This is a genomic window from Amycolatopsis umgeniensis (assembly GCF_014205155.1).
GTDB classification, from domain to species: Bacteria; Actinomycetota; Actinomycetes; order Mycobacteriales; family Pseudonocardiaceae; genus Amycolatopsis; species Amycolatopsis umgeniensis.
This window is the reverse complement of sequence record NZ_JACHMX010000001.1, coordinates 320025-345954: the sequence shown is the minus strand read 5'-3', so window position 1 is coordinate 345954 and position 25930 is coordinate 320025. Positions and strand designations below refer to the sequence as shown.

General features: G+C 68.8%; 20 protein-coding genes. 10 read left to right on the top strand and 10 right to left on the bottom strand.

The window, feature by feature from the left end; genetic code table 11:
- Positions 1-295: 295 nt before the first annotated feature.
- From HDA45_RS01490 to HDA45_RS42700, 4 genes are all read right to left on the bottom strand, one after another.
- On the bottom strand, positions 296-3280 hold the full coding sequence (locus HDA45_RS01490) for a 3-keto-alpha-glucoside-1,2-lyase-like domain-containing protein (RefSeq protein WP_184891501.1): 2985 nt from the start codon (positions 3278-3280) through the stop codon (positions 296-298).
- A gap of 123 nt (positions 3281-3403) precedes the next feature.
- Positions 3404-3958: a TetR/AcrR family transcriptional regulator gene (locus HDA45_RS01485; protein ID WP_184891500.1), complete on the bottom strand. Its 555-nt coding sequence runs from the start codon at positions 3956-3958 to the stop codon at positions 3404-3406.
- Positions 3959-3977: 19 nt separating this feature from the next.
- Positions 3978-5720, bottom strand: coding sequence for an ABC transporter ATP-binding protein (locus tag HDA45_RS01480; protein ID WP_184891499.1), 1743 nt, complete (start codon positions 5718-5720; stop codon positions 3978-3980).
- Entirely contained in the window at positions 5717-7429 is a 1713-nt protein-coding gene (locus HDA45_RS42700) for an ATP-binding cassette domain-containing protein (protein WP_184891498.1), read from the bottom strand. The genes HDA45_RS01480 and HDA45_RS42700 overlap by 4 nt, the downstream gene beginning before the upstream one ends.
- Positions 7430-7586: 157 nt before the next feature.
- On the opposite strand from HDA45_RS42700, the gene HDA45_RS01470 reads away from it, so the two are divergent.
- Positions 7587-9641, top strand: a complete 2055-nt coding sequence (locus HDA45_RS01470) for an ATP-binding protein (protein ID WP_184891497.1) — start codon at positions 7587-7589, stop codon at positions 9639-9641.
- Between the two features lie 8 nt (positions 9642-9649).
- On the opposite strand, the gene HDA45_RS01465 is transcribed toward HDA45_RS01470, so the two are convergent.
- A complete protein-coding gene (locus HDA45_RS01465) occupies positions 9650-10360 on the bottom strand; it encodes a class I SAM-dependent methyltransferase (RefSeq protein ID WP_184891496.1) in 711 nt (236 codons plus the stop codon).
- 100 nt (positions 10361-10460) lie between these two features.
- Between HDA45_RS01465 and HDA45_RS01460 the strand changes: the two genes are divergently transcribed.
- The 6 genes from HDA45_RS01460 to HDA45_RS01435 are packed head-to-tail and all read left to right on the top strand — an operon-like array spanning position 10461 to position 18646.
- A complete protein-coding gene (locus HDA45_RS01460; RefSeq protein ID WP_184891495.1) occupies positions 10461-11774 on the top strand; it encodes a hypothetical protein in 1314 nt (437 codons plus the stop codon).
- A complete protein-coding gene (locus HDA45_RS01455; protein WP_184891494.1) occupies positions 11771-12820 on the top strand; it encodes a hypothetical protein in 1050 nt (349 codons plus the stop codon). Before HDA45_RS01460 ends, HDA45_RS01455 begins: the two co-directional genes overlap by 4 nt.
- Positions 12807-15854: a tetratricopeptide repeat protein gene (locus HDA45_RS01450; RefSeq protein WP_221470981.1), complete on the top strand. Its 3048-nt coding sequence runs from the start codon at positions 12807-12809 to the stop codon at positions 15852-15854. The genes HDA45_RS01455 and HDA45_RS01450 overlap by 14 nt, the downstream gene beginning before the upstream one ends.
- A gap of 58 nt (positions 15855-15912) precedes the next feature.
- A complete protein-coding gene (locus HDA45_RS01445) occupies positions 15913-16440 on the top strand; it encodes a DUF3592 domain-containing protein (RefSeq protein ID WP_184891493.1) in 528 nt (175 codons plus the stop codon).
- A gap of 7 nt (positions 16441-16447) precedes the next feature.
- The gene (locus HDA45_RS01440) at positions 16448-17311 is read left to right on the top strand and encodes a DUF3592 domain-containing protein (protein ID WP_246480582.1); all 864 of its coding nucleotides are present in this window, start codon (positions 16448-16450) and stop codon (positions 17309-17311) included.
- Between the two features lie 21 nt (positions 17312-17332).
- Positions 17333-18646 carry an MFS transporter gene (locus tag HDA45_RS01435; RefSeq protein ID WP_184891492.1) on the top strand — a complete coding sequence of 438 codons (1314 nt, stop codon included), beginning with the start codon at positions 17333-17335 and terminating at the stop codon, positions 18644-18646.
- Here HDA45_RS01435 and HDA45_RS01430 read toward each other — a convergent pair.
- Together HDA45_RS01430 and HDA45_RS01425 are read right to left on the bottom strand one after the other, a co-directional pair.
- Entirely contained in the window at positions 18639-19454 is an 816-nt protein-coding gene (locus tag HDA45_RS01430; protein ID WP_246480581.1) for an MBL fold metallo-hydrolase, read from the bottom strand. The two genes, HDA45_RS01435 and HDA45_RS01430, sit on opposite strands and share 8 nt — an antisense overlap.
- A gap of 82 nt (positions 19455-19536) precedes the next feature.
- Entirely contained in the window at positions 19537-20133 is a 597-nt protein-coding gene (locus HDA45_RS01425) for a DUF6801 domain-containing protein (RefSeq protein WP_184891491.1), read from the bottom strand.
- A gap of 227 nt (positions 20134-20360) precedes the next feature.
- On the opposite strand from HDA45_RS01425, the gene HDA45_RS01420 reads away from it, so the two are divergent.
- Positions 20361-21152: an adenylate/guanylate cyclase domain-containing protein gene (locus tag HDA45_RS01420; RefSeq protein ID WP_184891490.1), complete on the top strand. Its 792-nt coding sequence runs from the start codon at positions 20361-20363 to the stop codon at positions 21150-21152.
- On the opposite strand, the gene HDA45_RS01415 is transcribed toward HDA45_RS01420, so the two are convergent.
- Together HDA45_RS01415 and HDA45_RS01410 are read right to left on the bottom strand one after the other, a co-directional pair.
- Positions 21145-22533 carry a Gfo/Idh/MocA family protein gene (locus HDA45_RS01415; RefSeq protein WP_184891489.1) on the bottom strand — a complete coding sequence of 463 codons (1389 nt, stop codon included), beginning with the start codon at positions 22531-22533 and terminating at the stop codon, positions 21145-21147. The genes HDA45_RS01420 and HDA45_RS01415 overlap by 8 nt on opposite strands.
- A gap of 172 nt (positions 22534-22705) precedes the next feature.
- A complete protein-coding gene (locus HDA45_RS01410) occupies positions 22706-23401 on the bottom strand; it encodes a nitroreductase family protein (protein WP_184891488.1) in 696 nt (231 codons plus the stop codon).
- Positions 23402-23671: 270 nt separating this feature from the next.
- On the opposite strand from HDA45_RS01410, the gene HDA45_RS01405 reads away from it, so the two are divergent.
- Entirely contained in the window at positions 23672-24391 is a 720-nt protein-coding gene (locus HDA45_RS01405; RefSeq protein ID WP_184891487.1) for a S1 family peptidase, read from the top strand.
- Positions 24392-24777: 386 nt separating this feature from the next.
- Positions 24778-25629, top strand: a complete 852-nt coding sequence (locus HDA45_RS01400; protein ID WP_184891486.1) for a helix-turn-helix domain-containing protein — start codon at positions 24778-24780, stop codon at positions 25627-25629.
- Positions 25630-25674: 45 nt separating this feature from the next.
- Here the strand turns inward: HDA45_RS01400 and HDA45_RS01395 are convergent, their stop codons facing one another.
- Positions 25675-25872, bottom strand: coding sequence for a DUF397 domain-containing protein (locus tag HDA45_RS01395; RefSeq protein ID WP_184891485.1), 198 nt, complete (start codon positions 25870-25872; stop codon positions 25675-25677).
- Positions 25873-25930 lie beyond the last annotated feature (58 nt).

Sequence of the window (25930 nt, the reverse complement as noted above, 5' to 3'; positions counted from 1 at the left end):
GGGTGAGGACGGTTAGAGCGGAGCTGTATTTGCCCACCTACGCCTGGCGTGCTCGAGGATGACGGGTTGCGTGGGTGTTGGAGTTGACGGTGGAGGATTTGGGACGTTCAACGTCCCAAATCCTCCACCGTCGCGAGGCTACTTCCGTCGATCAAGGCCATGCCGGTCACAACCGTCAGCCGACAAGCTCGATCACATCAGCCCCGGCACGAGCTCCGCAGGCTCACCGAGAGGACATCCGGTCCAGCGGCTAGGTGAATACCGCCCTCACCACTCACGAGCACTGGTCCTCTTGCTACCCGATCGGTTCGATCCAGATGTTGCGGAACCGCGGGTTCTCACCGGGGTCGCCGTGATCCTGGAGCCGGATCGCGCCCGGCCCGGCGTTCTCCGGGTTGTTGTCGCCCGTGCCGCCGTCGATCGCCACGTCGTTGTGGACCACGACACCGTTCCAGACCACGGTCACCCGGGCGTTGTCGGTCTTGTTCCCGGCGCCGTCGAACCGCGCGGCGCGGAAGGTGACGTCGTAGGTCTGCCAGGTCCCGGGAGCCGTCGCCATGTTCCGGTCAGGCGCCTTCTTCGAGTAGATCGCGCCCGCCTCGTTGTTGGCGAGCGTGGTGTCCCCGAACGATTCCAGCACCTGCAGTTCGTAGCGCTCCTGGAGATAGATCCCGCTGTTGCCCCTCTGCTGTCCGGTGACCTCCGGCGGATAGTTCGGCTCGTTCCACTCGGCGTGCAACCGGAAATCGCCGAACTGCTGCTTCGTGCGGATGTCGCCGCCGTTGGACTCCATCGCGCCGCCGGACACCGGCCAGGTCGCGGCGCCGCCCGCGCGTTTCTCCCAGGCGTTCAGGTCGGTGCCCTTGAACAGTGGGATGCGCTGAGACTCGGTGACGGTGAGGCTGTCGAGGTTGACGTTGCCCGCGTCGCCGCTGTCGTAGCGATAGGAGATCGTGTTGTTCCCGGCGGCGAGGGTGAGTGTTTCCGGTTGGGAGTTCCAGGTGTCCCAGTTTCCGGTGCTGGCGAGCCTGACCTGTTTGCTCTTGGTCCCGTTGACGTAGACGGTCACGGATTTGGTCCCTGGGGCCGGATCCGGGCCGTTCGAGTAGCGCAAGGACGCGTTGTACGCACCGGCCTTCGGCGCGTTCACGGTGAACGTCGTCGCGGCGCCCTGGTTCCAGTAACCATCGACAAATCCGGTGCCCGCGTAGCCCGCGTGGTTGGTGTTGGTCGCGGCGCCACCGCTCAGCGCGGCACGCTCCGCCTCGTAGGTCGTGCTCGCCGGCGGGCCGCCGACCAGCGAGTTCAGTGTGTACCACGCCTCCGTGCTCCACAGCGCCGCACCGGATTCCGCGGCGAACGGACGCGGGGAGCGGACGTGCACCACGTGCCCGGCCTTCAGTCCGGCCACCTGCAGCGTGACCTTCTTGCGGTCGGGGGACAGGCTCGCGGAGGTGACGGACAAGGTCTGCTCGTCGACCTTAGGCCCGCCGTACGCGGAGGTGGGCTGGTAACGCCACTGCTGCGCCTGGTACTTCGCCGCGAGGTTCTGCGCGGTGTCGGCCGACAGCGGCTGGGTGTACTCGAGTTCGAATCCGCCCGCGACGGCCCGCATCGCACGGATGTCGAAGGCGTTCGTGCCGTTGGGAGTCACCTTCTGGAGGCCGTAGGCGAGTTTGCCGGGCTGGCCCCAGTTGCCCCCGCCGTCGATCCCGCCGGTGTAGATCGCGCCGTCCGGTCCGAGGCTGATCCGGCTGACGCCTGACTCGAGTCCTTGGGTGAGCCGGAAAACGGCGCCCTGGTACTCGCCGTTGACCTTCTCCAGGAAGGCTCGCTGGAGCCCGCCGTAGGTCACGTCGCCGTAGACCATCTGCCCGGCGAAGGGGCCCTGCGACAGCATGACCATGTTGCTCGGCGAGTTCGCGATCTCGTTGTGCGGCAACCACAACACGGGCGCTGTCACCGGCTTCGAGTCGAACGGGCCCGGGGGATTGGTGTAGTGGTTGAAGAAGCGGTCCTGCTTGACCCGCACGAGCTTGTTCGCCGGCAGCCAGCCGCCCTGGTTGTCCGTGACGAAGACGTCGCCTTCCGGGCCCCAGCCGATACCGTGCGGCGTGCGCAGCCCGCCGGCGATGTAGGACACCTGACCGGTGGCCTTGTTGACCTTGATCGTCGTGCCGCGGTTCGGCGCGGGCTGCGGGTCGGTCGTGGCGCCGCCGTAGTTGATGGACACGGAAAGGTTGGCGTAGAAGAAGCCGTCCTTGTACAGCAGGCCGAACGCGAACTCGTGGAAGTTGCCGCCGAACGGCCAGGTGGCGACGGTGCGGTAGTCGTCGGTCACGCCGTCGCCGTTGGTGTCGTTCAGTTCGACGAGCCGCGTCTTCTCCGAAACGTACAGCTTGCCGTCGACGTACTTGACGCCCATCGGTTCCTTCAACCCGCTGGCGACGCGCTTGGTCTGGACCTTGGTCGGATCGGTGTTCCCGCTGACGTTGCTCAGCAGGTGGACCTCGCCGAGGACCTTGTCGGACCCGCCCCACGTGGCGATGGCGAGCCGCCCGTCCGGCAGCCAGTCCATGCCGGTGACCTGCGGCTGGAAACCGTTCGGGCGCAGGTTGGTCAGCGTGAAGCCGGGGTGGACGGCGTTCAGCGGCAAGCCGTCACCCGGCGAATCCGCGGCGCCCTCGCACTCCTTGCGTCCCGGCGAGGTCACGCGGACGACGTCGGCGTCGGTGCTGAGCACCGAATTCGGCACGAGCGTGAAGTCGGCCGCGCCCGGCGGCCGCCATTCGAGGGTGACCTGCTGGTCGTTGGTGTTGTCGAAGTGGTCGATCCGCAGCGCGTGATACCCCGTGCTCAACTGGACCGAGCCGGTCGCGGGCGTCGCCCCGTGCAGGCCGTCGTGGTTGATCACCGTTTGGCCGTCGATGCGAAGCCTGGAGCCGTCGTCGCTGGTGAGCCGGAATTCGTGCTGGCCGGCGGCAGCGATGTTGATGTTTCCGATGACCTCGGAGACGAAACGCTCGCCCAGCCCGAAGTCGGCCGTGCTGGTCCAGTTGATCGTCGGCATCAGCTTGTCGACGTTGGGTGTCTGGCCGGACTTGATCACGCAGAGCTTGGTGATCTCGCGTTGGAGGTCGTACGTGCGGAGCGTGACGCCTGGTTGCTGGGGCGGGATGGCCGCTTCGGCGGGGGCTGTCACCAGCCCGGACAGTGCCGTGACCAGCGCCAAGGAAGCGACGATGGACCGGTTGGAACGCTTGCGGACAGACGGAAGCATCGTTGCTCCTCGAGGTCGGCGGCGGAGCACCTCTGTGACGTCCGCTGAACCTAAGAGGACTTTCGTCCGGAGTCAACGAAAGTATGTACAGATCGGGCGAAAGTTAGACCGAACGGCCGCGCGCTACCCCAGCACCGAAACCACGAGCCGGTCCAACCCCGCCAGCAACCGATCACCCGTCTCCGGCGCGTGCACGATGTGCTCGGTCACCCCGTGCATCGCCGAGTACAGGATCAAGGCCGTCGTCTCCGGATCCGGGGGAGGCGAGTCCAGCGCCGCGAGGAACTCGGCGAACGTGTCGACGACCGTGTTCGGTGTGTCCCGCTCGCCGCGCGCCGTGGGGTGGAAGAGGACGTCGTGGAGGCGGACGTCGCGGAGGTATTCCGTGACGCCCGCCCGCATCCAGGCCCGCACCCCGGCGACGCCGCCGTCCGCGCGCGCGGCGGACAGCTGCACTTCGGCGAACCGGCGCACGTAGCGGTCTCGCAGCGCGTCCAGCAGATCTCCCTTGCTCGTGAAGTGGAGATAGAACGTGCCCTTCGCGACGCCCGCGCCCGTAGTGACGTCCTCGACGGTGAAGCGCTCGGCTCCCTGCTTCTGGACCAGTTCCTCGGCCGCGTCGAGCAGATCCGTCCGGCGCTCGTCCGAGGGTTTGGTCCTGGGTGCCGTGCTCTTCATACCCCCAGCTTAGGACGGCTCAAGATCCGACGACGCCCGCGTGTTGTGCCGCGATGAGCCGGGCGTAGGGCCCGCCTCGGGCCAGAAGGTCCTTGTGGGTCCCGATTTCGGCCACGCGGCCCGCGTCCAGGACGACGATGCGGTCCGCGCCGCGGATCGTGGACAGCCGGTGCGCGATGATGATCGTGGTGTGCCCGCTGCGCAGGTTCCGCAGCGCCGCCTGGATGTTCCGTTCGTTTTCGGTGTCGAGGTTCGAAGCGGCTTCGTCCATGACGAGGACCGAAGCCGGCGAGACGAGCGCGCGGGCGATGGCGAGGCGCTGACGCTGGCCACCGGAGAGCCGCAGCCCTCGCTCACCCGCTTTCGTGTCGTACCCGTCGGGCAGCGCCTCGATGAAGCCGTGGGCGTTGGCGGCCCGTGCCGCGGCTTCGAGTTCGGCGAGGCTCGCGCCGGGCCGTCCGAGGCGGAGGTTGTCGGCGATGGTGGCGTCGAACAGGTAGACGTCCTGGGGGATGACGGTGATGTGCTCCCGCAGGTCCGCCAGCGGGAAGTCCCGCAGATCGTGTCCGCCGAGGGTGATGGCGCCCCGTCCGGCATCCCAGAACCGGAGCAGCAGGTTGACGCACGTCGACTTCCCGGCGCCGGAGTGCCCGACGATCGCGACCGTCGAGCCCGCGGGCACCTCGAAGGAGACGTCGTCGAGAACGGGACGGCCGGGTTCGTAGGAGAACGACACATGATCGAAGCGCACGGCGGGGGACTGGACAGCCGGAGTGGAGGTCGCGGAATCGGGAACCTGCGCCGGCTGGTCGATCAGCTCCACGACCCGGCGGGCGCTGGCGCGCAGAGGCGACAGCTGTCCCGCCATCTCCACCACTTCGGTGACCGGCCGGACCGCGGCGATGACCAGGCCGACGGCGACGGTCGCGATCGCGAGTGAGATCCCGCCCGACGCGCTGAGGACGACCGCCGTGATCAGCACGGTGATCGTGGTGGCCGACGAAAGCAGGTCGGTCACGCCGTTCTGAAAGCCCACGGCGCGTCCGTGCGCGAGCTGGTGACGGCGGATCGCCGACGTGCGCGCGGTGAGTTTGGCCTGCCACGCGTCGATCCGGCGGAAGGCCAGCAGCTCGCGAATTCCTTGCACCCCATCGACGACGTCGCCGTTCAGTCCGCCGAGCTCGGCTCGCAGCCGCTGCCCGTCGCGTTCGGTCCGGCGCGCCACGATGATCGGTACCAGGCTGGTCAGCAGCATGCCGATCCCCGCCGCGGCCGCGAGCCGGAGGTCGATCGTGGCGAGGGCCGCGACGCTCGCGATGCCGATGGTCACCGCGTTGAGGACACCGGGAAGCAGATGCGCGAAGAACAGTTCGAGCTGCTCGATGTCGCCCATCGCGACAGCCGCGACTTCGCCGGTTCGCCTTCCCTGCAGTTCGCGAGGAGCGCTGCGTTCCAAACCGTCGTAGAGCGCCAACCGCAGACCGGCCTGGTACCGGAAGGCGAAGGCGTGCCCGAACTGCGCGGCCGCCCACGTCCCGGCACTGGCGACGACCACCGCGGCGGCGAGCACGATCAAACCGGGGGAGAGGCCGCCGGGTCCGGCGCCGGTCACGGCGGTCGCGATCAGCCAGGCACCGGCGGCCGCGGCGACGACGGCCCCGGCGTGCTGGGCCACGCCGCCGATCAGGGCGAGGACCAGTGCGGTTTTCCCTTGCCGCGCACGGTTCAGCGTCGCGCGAAGCGGGGAGGTGACGGCGTTCATGAGGCTCCTTGTGCGGAGAGGAGATCGGCGTAGCGCCCGGAGCGGGCGAGGAGTTCGTCATGGGTTCCGGTTTCGCGGATCACGCCCGCGTCGAGTACGACGATGCGGTCCGCGTCGCGCACGGTGGAGAGCCGATGCGCGATCACCAGCGTGGTGCGGTCCCGGGTCAGCCTGCCCAGCGCCGCTTGGATCGACGCCTCGGTGGCGGCGTCGACGCTGGCCGTGGCCTCGTCCAGCACGAGGATCGGGGCGTCCAGCAGGACAGCGCGCGCGATCGCCACCCGTTGACGCTGGCCGCCGGAGAGCAGCAGCCCTCGTTCCCCGACCTCGGTGGCGTAGCCGTCCGGCAGCCCGGCGACGAAGCCGTGGATGTCGGCCACCCGTGCGGCTTCGGCGATCTGCTCGTCCGAGGCGTCCGGGCGGGCGAGCGCGATGTTGTCCCGGATGGTGCCGCCGAACAGATGGGTGTCCTGGGAGACGAGCCCGATCATCGACCGGATCTGCTCGAGCGGCAGATCGCGCAGATCGTGCCCGCCCAGTGTCACCCGTCCGGTGCCGGGATCCACGAACCGTTGGAGCAGTGCGACGAGTGTGGACTTCCCCGCACCCGACGGGCCGACGACGGCGACAGTCTCTCCCGGCGCGAGACGCAAGGAGAGTCCACTGAGGACGGTCTCGCCTTCCTGGTAGGCGAAAGACACGTCTTCGAAGCCGATCGACGCAGTCACCCCTTCGGCCGGAGCGACCCCTAGACGCTCCGGGGCGGGTGGCCGCCGCGCGAACAACTTGTGCAGCACCTCGGCCGCGCTCGCGGCGTCGTAACTGGCGTGGAACGACGTGGCGAGTACGCCGACCGCTCGCAGTGCCTCGCCGGAAAGCACCAGGACGACGAACAACGCGGCGACGTCCAGTGAGCCGCCCGCGGCGCGGACGGACGCGACCGCGACGGTCACCGCCACCCCGCCGACGATCGCCAAGGTGTAGATCATCTGCGCGATCAACGCGACCGCCATCACCCGGTTCCAGCCGGTGATCAGCCTGTCCGACACGGTCGCCAGTTCCTCGCGACGCCGTCCCGCCGCGCCGAAGGCCTTGAGCGTGACCAGACCCTGGAGCGTGTCCAGCACGGTCGCGCCCATCCCGAGATACGCCGTCATCAGCTCGTCGCCGCGGCGCTTCAGCATCCGCGACCACAGCTTCGGCAGGATCAGCGCGGCGACGACGAACGCCGCCACGATCACCGCGGACCACGGGTCATAGCCCGCCAGCACCCCGAGCACGATCACCGGCGTCACCGCGACCGCCACGAGCGAGGGCACGTAACGGGCGTAGTACGCCTCCAGGGACTCGATGCCCTCGACGAGCGCGCCTTTCAGCTCGCCGGTGCGTTCACCGGACGTGTGCCCGGGGCCGAGTTCCGCCAGTTTCGCGAACGCCCGCGTCCGCAGTTCCTGCTTGGTCGCGGCCGCGGTGAGCTGTCCGACGATCTCCGCGATCCAGAGCAGCCCGAACCGGAGCAGTGCCGCGGCCCCGACCCCGGCCAGCGGCGCGATCTGCTCGCCGATCCCATGTCCGGTCAGCATTTGCTCCAGCACCCGGGCGAGCAGCAACCCCTGGCCGAGGTAAGTGCAAGTCACGGCGACGCGCAGGAGAACGCCGACGGCCAGATAGCGGCGAACTCCGGTCGCCAGCGTCATGATGCGTCCCACCGGCACCCCCTTCGATAGTTGATTTAGGGTTACCTTAGTTCGACTGACCGACGGTCAGTCAAGAGCGGTCGTTGTGACGTGGGCCACGCGCTTGCGCCATTCAGGTGGGAACGGGGAGAACCCGCGACGGTGGGCGGTTCCCGGGCGACTCCTGGATATGGATCGTTGGGACGACGAGTCCGCGGCCCGCTCTCCGTTGACGCCGCATCAGCTGCCCGCCGTGACCGCCACGTTCGTCGGGAGGGAGTCGGAACTGGCCGAACTCGGCGCCATCGCGGATCGGGGCGAGGACAGCCATTCGGTCGCGGTCGCGATCGTCGCCGGGGCGCCGGGCGTGGGAAAGACCGCACTGGCCGTGCAATGGGCGCATCGGCAGCGCGACCGGTTTCCCCATGGCGATCTCTATTGCGATCTCCACGGCTACGCTCCCGGGCCGCCGAGTACACCGCACGAGGTCCTCGCCGGGTTCCTGCGCGCGCTCGAAGTCCCCGGGAAGATGATTCCGCGAAGCCTCGAGGCGAAATCGGCGCTCTTCCGTTCGCTGGTGAACGATCGCCGCTTCGTCATCGTCTTGGACAACGTCACCTCCCCGGACGAGGTCCGTGCCCTGCTGCCCAGTACGTCCGGCTGCTTCGTCATGGTGACCAGCCGCAGCAGCCTGTCCGGTCTCGTCGTGCGCAACGGCGCGCGGCGGATCACCTTGGACATGCTGTCCCCGGCCGAATCCGAAGCCCTGTTGCGCAAGGCGATCGGGCCAGGGCGAGCGGACGAGGAGGCCGGTGCGACAGCGGAACTCGCCGACCTGTGCGGACACTTGCCCCTCGCACTGCGGATCGCGGGCGAACGCGTGGCCGCCCATCCGTATCTGCGGGTCGCCGACCTCCTCGCCGAACTCGATTCGGAAGCGCGCAGGCTGGACGCGTTCGAAACGGGGGACGACGAAATGTCCGCCCTGCGGCCCGTGTTCTCGTGGTCGTACCGGGCGCTGGATCCCGAGACCGCTCGCCTCTTCCGGTTGCTCGGGCTTCATCCGGGCCCGACCATCAGCGTGACCACCGCGACCGTGCTGTCCGGGATGCCCTCGGCCGAGGTCCGGCGCAGGCTCGACAATCTCACCGGCGGATGTCTGTTGTTCGAGGTCGACCGCGACCGGTTCCGTTTCCATGACCTGCTGCGTGTCTACGCGAAGGAATGCGTCGAGGCCGAGGAGTCCGCCGAAGAGCGGGAAAACGCGCCCAAACGGCTGCTGGAGTGGTATCTCGCCTGTGCCGATTCCGCGGATCGCGTGCTCACCCCCATGCGAAGACGGACCGAGATCGAGTTCTCCGTCGACATCGCCGGCAGGCTCGAATTCGACACCTACGGGGACGCGCTCGCCTGGTGCGAGGCCGAGCAGCCCAATCTGGTCGCGTCGGCGCACGCCGCGCTCGCCGAGGACTGGCCGGTGATCGCGTGCCGGTTGCCGCTCGCGCTGTGGGCGTTCTTCACGCTGCGCAAACCGTGGGCCGACTGGATCGCGACCTACAAGACCGGGGTGGAGGCCGCCAGACGATGTTCCGACCGGTTCAGCGAGGCGTCCCTTCTGGCGGGACTGGGGATCGCCCACCGCGACCTGTGCCGGTTCGAAGAGGCGTCGGAGTACCTTGAATCGGCGCTCGCCATCCGCCGCGAGATCGGCGACTCCTGGGGACAGGGCCAGGCACTGATCAGTCTGGGAATCGCCTACCACGAACAAGGAAGATTCACCGAAGCCCTCGAGCACCACGCCGACGCGCTGTCGGTCTTCCACGCGCTCGGCGACGAATGGGGGGTGGCGCAGACCCTGCACTTCCTCGGTCTCACGAACCACGAGCTGGGCAGATTCGACCAGGCCTACGAGAACCTCCGCCAGGCTTTGGACATCCGCCATCGGATCGACTATCGCTACGGCGAGGCGGAAACGCTGGTGGGGCTCGCGCTCGTGTTCCAGAAGATCCACCGGAGCGGGGAATCGGCGGGACAGCTCGACCGGGCACTGGAACTCCGGCGCGAAATGGGGGATCGCTACGGCGAAGCGGCGGCACTGGACCATCTCGGCCAGCTCTGGGAGGCGAAAGGCAAGGTCGACTCGGCGAGGGGTTGCTGGGGAGACGCGCTGAAGATCTTCAACGAACTCGGCGCGCCGAGAGCCGCGGACGTGTACGCGCGGCTTCGGCGGATCAAGGCCGGCTAGAGACGGGCTCACCCCCGATAACGCTTCCGCGCCCAGGCCACCAGCCCTCTTTTCGTGAGGGACAACGGAACCTCCACCGTGCGGGCGAGCCGCCGCGCGGACGGTTCCGGCAAACCCCTGCCGCGCAGGAACAACGCGACCGCGGCGTGATCGGGAAGCGTCACGAGCCGGGCGTCCCACGTCCGGACCGATTCCACCTCGAACACCTTGCCCAGGAGGGTTTCCGCGATCTCGGCGTCGAAGCTCGACGGCCGTCCCCAGCGAGGTAGTGCCCAGGCCAGCTCGGGGTCGTTCCAGCGGCTGGACGTCGAAACGGCGAGGAGGCCGCCGGGGGTGAGAACCCGGCTCACCTCGGCGAGGGCCTCCACCGGCTCGGGCACGTGGTGCAGCATCCACAGGGCCGCGGCGCCGTCGAAGGTCCCGCCGTGGAAAGGGAGGCCCGCGACATCCGCCCGTACCGCGAACCCCGGTGCCCGGGAGACGTGCGACGAGAGGTCGGCCACCACCGTCGCAACCCGCCTGCGCGTGAGCAACCGCGAGAGCGCTCCGGTGCCGCCTCCGATGTCCAGCACGAGAGAGCAGCCGTCGAGACGGCGAGCGATCTCCGGATGGACGTCGCCACACGAGGAGAACCGTGCCGTCGAGAGGACATTGGCCGCGAAGCGCCCTGGATCGGTCTCGTAGTCGAGGGGTACGGCGTCGTTCGCCGGCGACGGCATCCAGGCACTCCTCCCGCCCCCGGCACTCCAGGGTAAAGACCGGGAGAAGCCGTCCGCGTCGTCTGCTCGGTTAGAGTGCGGTCAGAGCGAGGGAGGGCGTTTGACGACGGGATCAGGCGAGTCCCGGCCGCGGTCGGCCGTTCTCGCGCGGGCGTGGGCGAGCGTCCCCGGGGTGGAGGTCCTGTCGTCGGCCGACGGCGGCCCGCTGACCCGGACGATCAAGAAGATCATCGACCCGCTGGTGATCCGGACGGCGGCGCGTCCCCGGCTCGGCCGTCCCGTGCTGGACCCGGCCGCCGCGGCGGAGCTGACGGAGCTGCTGCTGGCCGACGCGGACAGGCTGCGCGCCACGGCCGCTTGGTTCACCCATCTGAAACGGCGCCGCCGCGCTTTGCGGATCACCGCGGGCAACGTCCAGGACGTGTGCTTCCCGCTGGCGTACGAGCTGGCGACGGCTTTCGGCACGCCGGGTCCGGACGCGACGGCGACCGCCGAGGCGGCGTTGCGCGATCTGCACGGCGAGGGCGGCGTGGCGGGCGTCGATCAGCTCGCCGGGTATCTCTCGGATCCCCGGCTGTCGGCGGAGCTGACCGCGGAGCTCGAACGCCGCTGGCACGCGGAATCCGCCGCATCGCAGGACATCGCCGCGCTCCGGGTGTTCGTCGACGGTCTTTCCGACACTGCCTGGCGGGCCCTCGCCGGTTCCGCCACCGGGCACGCCCTCGGGCTCGCCCTCCGGCGTCCGGGTGGGGCACGAGCCTTGAGCGAGGCCGTCCAGGAGATCTCCGGGCTGCCCGTGCCGGACCTCGGGCTGCAGCGCGGGGATCGCACCGCCGTCCCGCCCTTGAACCGGCGGGACGAGACCGGTGCCGAACTTCTCGAACGCAGCGTCGAAAGGCGAGTACGCGCAACCTTGCGCCGCCTTCCCCCGGATGAGCGGGCTCCCGTCGCCGAGCTCGTCGACGACGAACTGGCCCGGGTCGCCGCCGGGTTCGGGCTCGGCCTGCCGGCGCTGGCGGCCTGCTTCGCGCTCGGTGTCGTCCTCGCGCCCGCGCTCCGGCCGCTCGACGGCGCGGCGCCTGCGGGGGTTCCCGAGTTCGCGCGGCAGCTCAACGCCCAGGTCGCGAGGGAGGGTTACGTGCTGCACGCCCGGCGCGCGCTGGCCGGGGCCACGCCGCTCACGCCGCGGCCCGATGCCGAGCTCCTGCGCGATCTGCGCGAGTTCGCCAAGCAGTTCCTGAGCAGGTTGTGGGTCCGGCTGCACGGTTTCGACGTCCGCGGCGATCTGCCCGCCGATGCCGCCGACGTCCGCGACCTCGTCACCGGCGTGGTCCGGTCGACTTCCCTGGATCTGCGGACGAAGGTGCGGCGCGCGCTCGTGGCCCGCCTGCCGGATCTGGAGGCCGTGTCGTGACGCATCCGGTGCACAGCCCCGTCGTCGCGGCCGACGGCGCCGTCATCCACTTCGCCCTCGCCGAGTTGCTCGACGGCCGGACGTCCTCGATGCGGATCGAACTCAGCGACGCCGGGGCCGCTGAACCGTGGCTGACCCGGCTCGTGGGCGAGGAAACCAGCCTCACCGTGCTCGGCCAAGGCCAGGCGGATCTCCCCGCACGCCCGGAACTGGGCAGACTCGCCCTGCTGCTTTGGCTGCGCCGCTGGTGGCCCGCCAGCCCTTCGCTCGGCGTCCCTTCACTCGACCCGGCGTTGCTGGACCTCGAAACGGCTGTCGCGACGGCTGCGGTCGAGGATCTGGCCGAAGGTCTTCTCGACGCTTTCGAGGCATCGCCCGCCGAGCTGTTCGACGCGGCGATCGCGGAGGGCGCTCTCCTGGCGGCCGCGCGGCCGGTCGCCGACGACGTCCGGGGTATGTGCACTCATCTCGCGGCGTGGTTCGACGACCAGGATGACGTCGTGCGCGCCGAGGCAGCGGCGGAAGTGCGTCCGGAAACCGCGACCTCGGGCCAACGTGCGTACGCGCTGGCCGCGGGCACCGAATCGGCCGCTCCCGGTGAAGGCGTGCTGGCGAGCGGACGGGCGAGCGTCGACTGGGCTCGGGTGCCGCCTGGGATCCTGGACGCCGCCGAAGACACGGTGACCTGGCGGATCGTCGTCGCCACGGCCGCCACCCGGCTCGAAGTCGAGGTCGCGGGCGCGTTCGCCGACGCGGCCATCGTCGCCGTCGCGACCCACGACGGCGAGCCGTTCGCGGAAGTGCCTTTGCACCTGGGAGCCGGACGGTTCACCGGCGCCGCCGAACTGGACGAAGCCGCGATCCGGCTCGCGGCGGGCATCCACAGTGGACGGATCGCCTTGGTCGTCGGAGTGGCCGGCGAGGGTGTCACCGGGACCACTCCGGAAGACCGGGCTCGCGTGGTCGCGCTCGTGCGGGCACGCGAGCCGGGGTTCAGGACGCTCGCCGAACGGGCGGCGGCCGCCTCCGCCGATGAGGAGTTCTGACGTGCTCGTCGGCATGCCGCCACCCCAGAACCCCCCGGATCGCCCGCTCCCGCCCGAACTGAGCCTCGCGACGTCACATGGCTACAACTGCCGTTGTGTGGCAAAGCATTTCGGCCTCGACCCGGCTCCGTACGGTGAAGTGCCCGCGTGCTCGCTGTCCGAACGCCAGTACCGCAAGCTGCTCATCGAAGCCGCCAAGGTCCAGGACCAGGCCAAGCACCTCGCCGCGGTCCGGAACGTCGCCGGGGCGCACCGGAAGTACACGCGGATGCGGGAGATCGCGCAGAAACTCGACCGGACCGACCTCGAGCTCGCCGCTGTCAGCGATCTGGCCCACGTCTGCTACTCCGCGGGCGATCTGCGCAACGCGAGACAATGCGCCGAGGCCGTACTCCAGGTCTTCGGGGTGAGCACCGCCGCCATCGTCCACTTCGGACAGTACGCCGAGGTGCGGATGATCGAAGGCTCCCGGGAGGTCGCCGAGCGCGTGCTCATCTCCCTGGCCACGGAGGAAGGGGACGTCGTCAAGGCGCGTGAGCTGATCGCCGGTCAGCGACGCCGGGCGGCGTTCCGCAAGGAAGCGGGGCCGGACCAGTATCCGCCCGAGTTGCTCGACGTCCACGGTTCCGACGAGATGGAACTGCGGATCTTCGACGTGCGCGTCCAGATCGCCGCCGGGGAGCTGGCGGGTGCGCGGGCCGCGCTCGAGGAGATCCTGGCGGGGCTGGACGTCCTCACCGAGATCGACGAGGTCCGCGAGCGGGCCATCCAGCAGCAGGCCATGGCCAGGGCCGAACGTGCCCGGATCCGCCACGCGGGTGGCGAGGACGCGGACGCGCGGGCCGATCTGCTGAGGCTGAGCGCTCAGCACGAAGGCGGCCCACTGGCCGTGAAGGCAGGCATCGGGCTGGCGGAGGCCCGCGCCCTGGCGGGTGACTTCCCCGGCGCGGTCGCCGCGATCGTCGCCGCCCGCGACGAACTCGCGGCGGCGGGCCTGACCGGCGACGTCGCGGAGGCGAGCTACGCGCTGGGCACGTTGCTGCTGTACACGGGCGACGTCACGCAGGCACGGGAACAGTTCGAGCACGCGAAAACGATCCGGACGGCCAACGGTGACGTCCCGGGCCTGCGCGTCGTCGACACCGCACTGGCCCGCTGCGCCGCGGCGGAAGGCGACTGGGCGACGGCGGAGGACCACGCGACTCGCGCGAGGGAATCAGCGCGACTGTCGGGGGACTGGTCGGACCACCTGCATACGGATTTCGTCGCGGCCACTGTCGGGTTCGCTCGCGGCGAAGACCTGCGGACGCTGCTGGATCTGGTGCTCCCCTTGACGCTCGCGGCGGCGGAGTACCGGTTCGAGTTCATTTCCCCGCAGGCGCGCACGGCCTGGGCGCGTGACATCGCGGCGCCCACGCTGGGGCTCGCGCTGGCGTTGCTGGCCCGGCTGAAGGAACCGAGGCTGGCGGCCGAACTGATCGAGCGCACCTGCGCCGTCGGGGCGTACACAGGGGTCGAGGGGCCGTCGCTCGGCCTGACCGGGACACTGCCGTCCCTCGAAGTACTTCCGTCCACTGAGGATGATCGGCTTCCCTTGGCGGCACTGGGTTCTGTCACCTCGTCCTTGCCGCTGCGGCTCGCTCCGCCGCCCGCCCTGCGCTGGTCGCCGTCTTCGCCGATGGAGCTGGATCGGTGGCATCGCCTCGCCACCGAGCGCTACCGCCTGCCTCGGCTCGCCGCTGAAACCGTCGAGACCTGGCCTGCGGCCCGGCCTGGGCGAGAGACCTTCCTCCTGCGTTTCGCCGATGCCGGGCACACCTTCCTCACCTGGCGGACCACCGAGGACCTCGACACCGTCCACACGCATCCGATCGAGTTCGCCCTGGTCGGGACCGCCCGCGAGGTCCTGGACGCCGCCTCCCCGACACCGCACGAAGGCGAGAGCGTGGCCGACGCCGTCCGGCGTTCACTGGGCGAAGACGCCTTCGGCAGCCTCGCCGGTGAGCAACGCCTGGCCCGCGTCCTCGCCCTCAATCTCTTGCCCGCCGACCTGGTCGCACGGCTCCGGCGATCCGCCGCCGAAGGAAACCGCCCGCTCCTGAGGATCCAGCCGTCCCCGAGCCTCGCCGCTGTCCCATGGGGACTGCTGGCCCTGCCCGACAGGAGGGCGGATCACGTCCTCGAGATCGAGGAGATCGGCACCTGTTTCGACAGCGACGAGCGTGTCGTCGACATCGCCGACGTCTCGCTGCTCGCCCCGGCCGCGATCCCGCGCCGTCCGCCCGCCGCGGACGGCCCGCCCCTCTATCTGCTCGACCCGCGGATCCCCGGCCAGAGTGCGTTCGGCGAGTTGGGTTCCGTACTCGGCAAGCAGGACGCGACGTCGCCGCTGATCCGGCACCTGGACGCGCGGCTCGCCGACGGCCCGGTCCTTCCCGAGGTCGCACACGGGCTCGATCTGGTCCGCCGCGCCGACACCGACCGCCGGCTGCTCGCTGAACTCCTGTCACGGCCCTGTTCGCGGCTGGTGTTCGTGGGCCACGTCAGCCGGGTGCGCGACGAGTACGGCGCTCAGACCGCGCTGCATCTGTCCTGCGCGGCCGATCTCCCCGGAACGGCCGCGCCGATCGGACCGCACCGGCCGTTCACCGCCGCCGACCTCGCACTGTCCGAAGTGGACACCATGCCCGCACGGGTCGCGCTGATCGGCTGCGCCAGCGCGAGCGACTTCGGTCTGGCCGAACCGTTCGGCGTGCTCCTCGCCGCCGTCGCGGCCGGAGCGGGACTGGTCGCCGCCACGGTCTGGGCCCTCCCGACCTCGGCCGCCGTGCCCGGTTCGGACCCGATGTCCGAACTGGTCATCGCCGCCGACACCGCGCTCGCCGGTGAAGATCCGGTCACCGAGCTGAACGCCTGGCAGCGGTCCCGGCTCGCCCGCTGGCGCGAAAAGCCCGAACCGGCGAATTCCCCGGTCTTCTGGGCGCCTCTGACCTGCCTCGACGCGACCGACGACGGGAAAACCTGGGTTCGGTAGCGGTCCGCCCCGCCGAAGCTGTGTTCATCGAGAACGACACAGCGAAAGGCGGGACCCGATGTTCAAGAAGATCCGCGACAAGATCAACGACGCGACGCAGCAGGGCATGGCCCGGGGCGAGCAGGACTTCCAGCGGCACGCGGAGCAGTTCCGGCGGGCCGCGGCCGCGCAGGGGCACGACATCACCCCGCAGCTGCCGACGCCGCAACTGGCCGCGCAGGCGTTCCGGAACATGAACGCCGACCCGGACATGGCCGCGTTCCTGGCGCTGCCGATGGACGAGCAGCTGCGCCAGCAGCAGGAACTGCAGGCCTACGGCACCGAACTGCGGCGGCTCTACGACACCTGCGAGCCCGCCACCCTGGTGATCCGCGGACTGGAGCCGACCGGCCGGAAGATCGCCGGGCAGGCGCAGTACACCGCGACGCTCGAGGTCACTCGCGCCGACGGTGGCACCTACCGGACGGTGACCTCGCTGATCGCGCCGCTGGCGACGATCCAGCAGTACGCGCCCGGTACCCGTCACGAAGCCCGCGTCGACCCCGCCGACCCGGCGAAGGTCGCTGTGTTCGGCCCGATCGGTTAGAGCGGCCATGATGTTCGGTTCCTTCGAGTTCGGCCTGCCGGGCGACCCTCGGCAGGCCCGTCGTCCAGGCCTGCGCCTGTGGCTGCTCGGCGTGCCCACGACGCTCGCCTGGGCGGTCGCGGGCTGGTCGGGCGCCCTCGGGCTGCTGGACGGTTTCCGGCTGATGTCACTCAACCGCGTCGACGCGTGGGGGGCCGACGCGGGCCCGGCGGTTTCGCTCGTCCTGTTCTTCAGCATCTCGATCACGGTCGCTTCGTCGCTCGGGTTCGCGATGCTGTGGGGCGGCGGGATGTCGCTGCGGGGGATGGGCGTCGGCTTCCGGGCGAGCAGCCTCGCCGCGTCGTTGGGCGTGGCGCTGGGCACCGGCTTCGCGATCCCGTCGTGGACTCCGCCCGAGTCGGTGGGGCAGCGGCTGCCGTTCGGCGAGGGCGCGGCCGAACCGTGGACCGACGTCGACTGGATCGTCTACTACGAACCGTATCTCGTGCCGGCGGTGGCCGGGGTGACCGCGCTGGTCATGATCATGGTGCTGGGACGGGCGTTCGTCACCAAGGCGGAGGCGGACGATCGCGCCCACGCGCTGGCCCAGACCGGGCTCCAGGTGATCGGGCAGGTCATCGGCGTCGAGTTCACGAACGTCTGGGTGATGGGGAATCCGCGGTTCACCGTGCAGGTCCGGTTCCCCGCCGAAACCGGGGAGCGGACGGTCATCGCGACGATGATCACCCCGCCGTTGCAGGCGCCGGCCCGCGGTTCGACCGTGAAAGTCACCTACGACCCGCGCAATCCCGACTCGGTCCAGGTGGACCCGGACCCGGCCGATCGGGCCGCGGGCGGGAACCTCGGTGCCTTCCTGCCCCCGCTGTTTTGATCGCCCTCTACACTCCCGCGGATGGACGAACAGACGGCAGAGGTGTCCACCTCTCAAGCGGTCCGCAAAGCGATGATCCGGCTGGTCCCGTTCCTCGGGCTGCTCTATCTGCTCAACTATCTCGACCGGGTCAACGTCGGGTTCGCGGCGCTCACCATGAACGCCGATCTCGGCATCAGTTCGGCGGCCTACGGACTCGGTGCCGGCCTGTTCTTCGTCGGGTACTTCTTCTTCGAGGTGCCCAGCAACGTGATCCTGCACAAGGTGGGCGCCCGCATCTGGATCGCGCGGATCATGGTCACCTGGGGCATCGTCGCCTCGGCCACCGCGTTCATCCAGGGCGAGGTCAGTTTCTACATCGTCCGGGTGCTGCTCGGTATCGCCGAGGCCGGGTTCTTCCCCGGCATCATCCTGTACCTGACCTATTGGTTCCCGCGGAAGGTGCGGGCCAAGATCGTCGCGCTGTTCTTCCTGGCGGTGCCGCTCTCATCGGTGATCGGCAGCCCGATTTCCGCCCTGCTCATCAAGCACGGTGACGGTGTCCTCGGCTTCGACGCCGGCTGGCGCTTCATGTTCTTCGCCGAAGGAGTCCCTTCGATCCTGCTCGGCTTCGCCGTGTTCTTCCTGCTGCCGAACCGGCCCAAGAACGCGAAATGGCTGACCCCGGAGCAGCGCACGGCGCTGCAGACGGCCATCGACGCGGAGGACACACGCGAGGTCGGCAAGGAGGTGAGCACGCGATCGGCGCTGACCGATCCGCGGGTGCTCGCGCTGAGCGCGGTCTACTTCGGAATCATCTTCGGCCTCTACGTGCTCGCGTTCTTCCTCCCGCAGGTGATCAAGGGCTTCCAGCAGCAGTTCCAGACCTCGTACAGCATCGTCGAGATCGGGCTCATCACGGCGATTCCCTACGCCGTGGCCGCGGTCGCCATGGTGCTGTGGGCGCGCCATTCCGACCGCACCGGCGAACGGGCGGGGCATGTCGCCATCGCCGCGTTCGTCGGCGCGGTCTCGATCGCCGTCGCGCTGTACCTGGGTTCGCCACTGCTGGTGATGATCGCGGTGACGCTCTGTGCGATCGGCGTGTTCACCGCGATCCCCGTGTTCTGGCAGCTTCCCAACGCCTTCCTCACCGGCGTCGGCGCCGCGGCCGGGATCGGCCTGATCAACTCGTTCGGCAACCTGTCGGGTTTCGTCGGTCCCTATCTCACCGGCTGGCTGCAGGGCCTGACCGGCAGCTTCCGTGCCGGGATGTGGGCCGTCGCGTTCTTCATGGCGATGGCGGGATTCATCGCGTTGTCCTTCCGTAACAAGGAGAAGAACGCGATCAAGTGAGGTGGTCGAAGTCGCCGCTGACCCACCGGATGTGGGTCTCGGCGCTTCGTCGGACGACGGCGCGGGCGTCACGGTCGATGGTGTCGCCGCCGAGGGTGTAGAGCCTGTCGTAGGAGAAATCGTCGAGCCTGTCGACGATGCGGCGCACCACGGCCGCGGACATCGGGATGTGCTTGGGGAAGTTGCGCTGAAAGGACACCCAATCCGGCGCAAGTCCGCCCGTGATGGTGTCCCCGGCCAGGATGCTGCCGTCCGGTGTCCTGGCCACGGCGCTGCCGCGCATGTGCCCGCCGAGCCGGACGAGTTCGAGGCCCGGTAACGGTTCGGCGTGCTCGTCCCAGAACTCGAACGCCGGATCGGGCGCGGGCAGCCATTCGCGATTACGTTCGTTGACCAGTACCGGGATCCCGCCCAGTGCGCGGCTCCAGCCGAGCTGGGCGCCGAACATATGCGGGTGGCTGGTGGCGATCGCGGCGACGTCGCCGAGGCCTCGCACGAGGTCGAGCACTTCGGTGTCCAACCAGGACGGCGGGTCCCAGAGCAGAGCGCCTGCCGGGGTGACCGCGATGAACGACCAATGCCCGATGGCGAAATGCGGTTCTCGTTTGATGCTGTGCAAGCCGCGGCCGTGATCGCGGTGCAAGGTCTTGTGCGGCGCGGAGATCAGTTCCTCGTGCGTCCACCAGCGTCCGGTGTGCGCGCCGAGGTCGCCTGCTTCTTCGATGCCGACCTCACCGCGGTCGAGAACGCACCGGGGAGGCTCTGGGGTGGCCGGGTGTTCGATACCGCACCTGTCGCAGATCCACATGATCGAGAGCGTGCAACCTCCAGCGTGATGGAGGTCAAGACGCGTCTTCCCCCGGCTCGGCGAGCCGGGGGAAGACGGGTGATCAACTGACGGTCGTCTTGCCGAGGACGGCGTCCTGGTCGGGCGGGTCGAGCGCGAGCTGGACGTCGAACTCGCCGAGCGAGCTGTCGGTGACGATATGCGAGGTCGCCGCGGCGTCCACGCTGCTGGTCGCCTCACCGGCGGGGGTTCCCGCCGGGATGGTGAAGTCGACCTTGCCCTCCGCGGTGAACTTCAGCGGTCCTTCGGCGGGCACCTCGGTGTCCGGGATCGGCAGCTCGATGGGGATCGACACCTTCTGCTCGCCGAGCGCGACGTTCACCTTCGAACTGATCGTGCCGGAGAGCTTCGTGGCGCCGACCAGCCGGAGTCCGTCGCCCGCGGCCTGACCGGCGTCGACGTCGAGGGTGAACGGTACCGAAATCGGCTCCCCGGCCTTCGCCGTCGCCGGGATTTCCGCCTTGACGACCACCGCGACCTGCTGGTCGCCGATGATGGGGAAGCCGCCCTTGTACGTGAGATTCTTTTCGACGGCGGCCGCGGTTCCCGCCGCGGTGAGCATTACGGTTCCGGCGACCGCAGCCGCGATCCCGGCGGCGCAGAACCGGCGAACACCCTTTCGTACGAGGGTTTCCGTCATGTCAGGTCCTTTCGTCGTTGAATGGGCTCGCCGCCGAATCTAGGTGGAAAGTCACCAACGGGGAAAGGAAAAGATCTGCCGGATTTTCTTTACGCGTCGATCTTGTCATGCGTATGCGGAATTGTGCGTTCGTCAATTGTCATGGTGAAGTGGAAAGGGGAAACGCGCCGGTGTTTCTTGTCATGACGGTGACAGGTGCTCCGAGCACGGGGTGACCGGCTAGGGTCTTGATCGTGACCGACCGACCAGAGCCATGGCACCTCCGGACCCGCAAGTTCCTGCGGGCGACGGATCAGCGTGGCGAGCTGGTGCGCGGCGCACGGTTCCTCCGCAGGCTCGTCCCGGGGGAGAGCGACCCGCTGGCGCCGTCGACGGGCCGGTCGTCCGACAGGCTCGCGCGACTGCTCACCGAGGCGGGAGCCGATCGGCCCAGCGCCACCCGTGAGCTGGGGCTGGCCGCCGTGCAGGCCTGGCAGGCCGTCCGCCGGTCCGGCGACCAGCCGCAGGCCACGAACGGCCTCACGGTGCTGTTCACCGACCTCGTCGGCTTCTCGACCTGGGCCTTGCAGGCCGGCGACGAGCGCGTGCTCGAGCTGCTGCGCTCGGTCTCCGAGGTGACCGAGTCGATCGTCACCGGACATCGGGGGAGCGTCGTCAAAGGGCTCGGCGACGGTGTGATGGCCGTGTTCGCCGACCCGGGTGAAGCGGTGAACGCCGCCTACGAGACGTGTTCCGCCGTCGGTGTGATCAAGGCGGAGGGTTACCTGCCGCATCTGCGCGCGGGCCTGCACCGGGGTAACCCGCAGCGTGTCGGCGACGACTACCTCGGTGTCGACGTGAACATCGCGGCCCGGATCATGGCCGCCGCGGACGGCGACGAGGTGCTGGCCAGCGGCAGCGTCGTCGACGAACTGGACCCCGGCGCGGTCATCGTGCGACCGCGCCGGAGTTTCCGCGCCAAGGGGACCCCGAAGGATCTCCGCGTCTACCGCGTCGTGCCTCGCTATTCGGCTACTTAGGCATGTCGGACGGCTGCGAATCCAGCCCGGCCCGGGGCTTCGACCAGCCGCCGCGCGTGAAGTCCGGCACCGCGACCGGTTTCCCGCCACGGGCCAGCGACACCACGCTCAGCGGTACGGGTGAGCACCAGGCCGCCGAGTCGTAGACGTCGATGTCCGGCACGAGCCCGGCGCGCATCTGCTGCACGATCCGCCACTGCAGCACGTAGTCCATGCCGCCGTGACCGCCGAGGTTCGGGTCGTCCTTGAGCTTCTTCCACAGCCAGTGGTCGTGGCGGTCGCGGTACGGCCCGAAGTCCTTCCACGCGTGACCGCTGTGGTCGGGCTCCACGTAGATGCGGGCGGGATAGTCCTCCACGATTCCGCGGCTGCCCGCGAGGCTGTTGATGCGGCTGTACGGACGAGGTGAGCTGACGTCGTGCTCGGCGCGGATGATCCGGCCCTGCTCGGTCTCGATCAGGCAGGACACCAGGTCGCCGTTGATGTAGGTCTCTTTCCACGACGGGTGACCCGGCGGCATGTGCCGCTTCCGGTAGTCGGCGAGCCCCTTCGGCTCGGTCGCCGTGGCGCGCAGCGTGGCGAACCGGTCGCCGCGGTTGACGTCCATGCAGGCGGCGATCGGCGCGAGACCGTGCATCGGGTAGAAACTCGCGGTGCTGCGGGTGTGCCACTTGCGGCGCCACGCGTCGGTGTAATACGTGTCGGAGAACAGCAGTTCGCGCAGGTCGTGCAGGTAGCCGCCGTGCCCGTTGGTGACTTCGCCGAAAACGCCCTCGTGCGCCATCTTGAGGATGGCCAGTTCGTTGCGGCCGTAGCTGCAGTTCTCGGCGAGGAACAGGTGTTTGCGGGTCTGCTCGCTGGTGTTGACCAGATCCCACAACTGGTCGAGTTCGGTGGCGATGGGCAGCTCGATGCCGACGTGCTTTCCGGCCACCAGCGCGGCTTTGCCCTGGGGGTAGTGGAACTCCCACGGCGTGGCTATGTAGACCAGGTCGATGTCGTCGCGGGCGAGCATCTTCTTGTAGGCGTCCGCGGATCCGCCGTACTCGGCCGGACGCGGACGCCCGTCGGCGGCGAGCTTGTCCGCCGCGGCCTTCGCGCGCTCGGCGCGGATGTCGCAGACCGCGGTGACCGCCGCGCCGGGGACGGCGCTCCACCCGCCGATCATGGACATCCCGCGGTTGCCGAGACCGATCATCCCGATCCGGACGGTCTGGTGCCGCTCGAACGGCACCCCGATCATGCTGCGCTGGCCAGGACGGCGGGGTGAGCTTTCGGCCTCTTCCGCGGCGGTGGCGCTCGTCGGGATCGCGGCGAGCGCCCCGGCGGCGAGAGCGCCACCGAACAGTGTCCGCCGGGAAACAGAGGGCAGGTCGGCCATGAAGAACACTCCTTCGTGTCGCCTTCGGTGCCCAGACTGTGTCCAATCGCCGCCGGATATGTCAAGAGATGCATCAAAGTGAGCAGTAAACTGCACTAATGCGCAGTTTGACTGTGTGGAATCGGAAGTTTCACGCAACCCGGGTGCGCGCGCACCCGGGTCACGCGGGCGTTCAGCGCCGGATCAGCACCTGGTCGATCGACTTGCGCACGAGGTTCGGCACGACGCAGTCGTCCGCCGGGTAGCCGACCGGGATGACGGCGAACGCCTTCTCGTTCTGGGGCCGCTCGAGCAGTTCGCCGAGGAACCGCATCGGCGAGGGCGTATGCGTCAACGCGGCCAGCCCGGACAGATGCAACGCCGTGAGCAGCATCCCGACCGCGATGCCCACCGACTCGTCGACGTAGTAGTGCTTGTGCTTCGTGCCGTCCTCGTCGAGGAAGTAGCGCTGCTGGAAGACCACGATGAGGTACGGGGCATCGGTGAGGTGGGTCTTGACGGCGTCGGTGCCCAGCGGTCGCAAGGCGGACAGCCACTCCTCGCCGAGCCTGCCCTCGTAGGAGACGCGTTCCTCCTCTTCGGCGGCCTCGCGGATTCGCTGTTTGGTCGCGGCGTCCTTGATGAGCGCGAAGGTCCACGGCTGCTGATGCGCGCCGCTGGGCGCGGTGGACGCCACCGCGATCGCGTCCACCAGGACCTGCTCGGGCACCGGGTCGGTGGAGAACATCCGCACGGTGCGGCGGTCGTCCATCCGTCGGCGCAGATCGGCGGCGGTGGCCAGCGATTCTTCCGCGGACAGGCGGGCGGGGCGGTAGGGCACCGGCTCGAAGGGGTCGCCGTAGGTCGGGGTCCACTGTGCTGCGGTCATGATCCCGATTGTGGCCCAACGGAAGCCCTGCCGACAGGTTATGCCCCTGGGATTATGCCGCCATCTGTCCCCAGTGGACGGACGCCGGGCGGCCCAGCCGGGGGCCGGTTCCGCTACCTAGCGGCGCCCCTAGCGGTCATCGTGGCGAAGAGATTAGGTGCCCACTGCACGACTTTCGTCGGTGTCCGATTTCTCGTGCCGCGTCCCAGAATCAGCACACCCGTCCCCATCGCGCGGCTGAACCCCCGGCCGCAGAAATGAGTCGGAACCATGCGTCTGCGCTCCTTCGCCCTGATCGCCGGTACCGCCTTCGCGGCGCTGCTCGGCGTGACCGCCCCCGTGGCGTCCGCCGCGGAACCGTCCTCCGATGTCCAGCCGATGATCATCGGTGGCCAGAACGCGTCGAGCGGCCCATGGGCGGCCAGACTCTTCGCCAACGGCCGGCAAACGTGTACCTCGACGATCATCGCGCCGCAATACATCCTGACCGCGAAACACTGCGTGGCCAGCGGCGGCACGTTCACCTTCCGTATCGGCAGCCTCGACCAGCAGAGCGGCGGCACCATGGCCACCGGTTCGACCGTCACCCGGCACGCGTCCGCGGACCTCGCGATCGTGAAGCTGACCACGTCGGTCAACGCCACCTACTCGCCGCTGGGCACCACCGCCAACGTCTCCGTCGGGCAGACCGTGCAGGTCTACGGCTGGGGCGCGACCAGTCAGTGCGGTTCGGAGATCAACTGCCAGTCGCGCTACCTGAAGGTCGCGAACGTCTCTGTCACGTCGGTCTCCTGCCGTGACTACAACGGCGGCGTCGCGGTGTGCGCGCGCCGCGGTGACGGCATCACCGCCGGTGGAGACTCGGGAGGCCCGATGTTCGCCTCCGGCCGCCAGGTCGGCGTCGCGTCGACGAGTGACCGGCAGACGACGACCGCGTACACGAACATCACGCGGTACCGGCCCTGGATTCAGCAGATCGCCGGCGTTTGATCTTTTGGTTGTAGCGGGGCCCTCCTCGGCGCATGCCGGGGAGGGCCCCGTGCTGTCCGGTTCCTCGCGTGATGCCTGCAAACTGTTGGTAGCCACAGTCTCCGACTTTTCGGCCTGCGGCGTGGGGATCGCAATGTGACAACACGGGTTGGTATGTCGCGGTGACATCGCATACGCAGAGCTTCGTGCCATGTCACGGTCGATGTCGCCTCTCGTCACCTCCGTGATGATCCAGCCCAAGTCGCCGCAAGCGGAATCAGCCTGACTCGTTACGAGTCATCCTTTTGGTGGGTTGACCGCTCGCCCAGAGTGAGGTCGACTTACTGCACAGCCCAACGAATCAAAGTGGATCAATTTGAATCACGGGCACGGCGAGAGCGGGTTTCATGCAGTCGACAGCGCGATCACGGCTCGCTGCTGAATTGCGCAGGTTGCGTGACCTTTCTGGTGTTTCCGGACGCAAGCTTGCTCACTTGGTCTCGATCAGTCAGTCGAAGGTGTCGAGGATCGAGTCGGGGGCGGTGATCCCGTCGCTTCCGGAAGTAACCGCGTGGGGGAGGGCGCTCGGTGCGCCCGAGGAGACTCTCCAGCAACTTACCTTTCTGACCAAGCAGGCATTCACCGAAGTTCAGCCCTGGCGTGAACTCCTTGAAGACCAGTCGCACATCCAGGATGAGGTAGGGGAACAGGAAAGGCGCGCACGGAGGGTCCGCACCTTCCAGTCTTCCGTCGTACCGGGACTGCTTCAGACCGCCGATTACGCACGGCGGGTGTTCGCCACCTATCAACCCCCGTACGGAGAGGAGGAGATCAGCGCGGCCGTTGCCGCGCGGCTGAATCGACAGCAACTGATCTTCGAGCCGGACCGGCAGTTCGACTTCGTGATCACGGAAGGGGCGCTGCGCTGGTGTCCGGGCCCGCCCCGAGGACTGCTCGCGCAGTGGGATCGAATCGCGTCGATCGTGACTTTGGATAACGTTTCAATCGGCTTGATCCCGTATCACCAGGAGGCCGTCACCTTGCTTTCGCACAGCTTCGTCATCTACGACGATGATGATGCCGAGCACAGCTGGGTCACGCTCGAGATGATTCACGGCACTATGACGGTCAGTGACCCGCACGATGTCATGATCTACGGCCAACGATGGTCGTCACTTCGCCAGATGGCGGTGTTCGGCCAAGACGCTCGCGACTACCTTGCCGTTCTGGCTGACGGTGTCCGGACCTCCGCGCCTTAGGTGAGACGGGTGTCGCGATCAACTGATCGCGACACCCGCCAATGATCAGCTGCCCAGGCCGAACTCGCCGACGAGGACTCCGTAGAGGAACGCGGTCCATTCGACGGCCGAGAACCACAGCATCGGACCGCCAGGGTTCTTGGAGTCGCGCACAACTACTCCATCGCCCATCCGGGAGACCTCGACGCACGCGCCGACGTTCTCGCTGAACGGGCTCTTCTTGAACGAACTGTTGTCCATCATGACTTTCTCCTGTGTCTGGCAGCGGCTCCTCTGCCGCCGGTGATGTAAGCCTGAGACC